This window comes from Bacteroides sp. 11BF, assembly GCF_019633765.1.
Taxonomy (GTDB): Bacteria; Bacteroidota; Bacteroidia; order Bacteroidales; family Bacteroidaceae; genus Bacteroides; species Bacteroides hominis.
In genome coordinates this window covers 1-337 of sequence record NZ_JAFKPJ010000102.1, presented here as the reverse complement: position 1 = coordinate 337, position 337 = coordinate 1, and the positions used below count along the sequence as shown (strand labels likewise).

General features: G+C 37.4%; 1 pseudogene. It reads right to left on the bottom strand.

Annotated elements, in window-relative coordinates:
- Window positions 1–336 (bottom strand): annotated as a pseudogene (locus JZY04_RS21595) (hypothetical protein); the annotation flags it as partial.
- Window position 337 lies beyond the last annotated feature (1 nt).

Sequence of the window (337 nt, the reverse complement as noted above, 5' to 3'; positions counted from 1 at the left end):
ACAAACAGGATAATCAAAACGATTTTGTTTTAACACAGACCTCATCTCGCGAACATTAGCAGGATGAAGGAAAAAAAGAACCGGTATTTGATAGCCTACTATAGAATCCGCATATTTCATAAACTCCTTCCATTTAGGCAATTGCAATTTACAGCTGGAACAACCCAACGAATCGACATAGGTCACGATCTTATAATCCGAAACAGGGATTTTAAAATCGACAGGAGTTTTTCCATATAACGTAAAACTAGGATTTGTCGGAAATAGCACCTCCTTCCCATTCCAATTTTTAACAAGTTCTTCAAGTTTTTCCTTCTCGGTCTGCTGACATGAGATT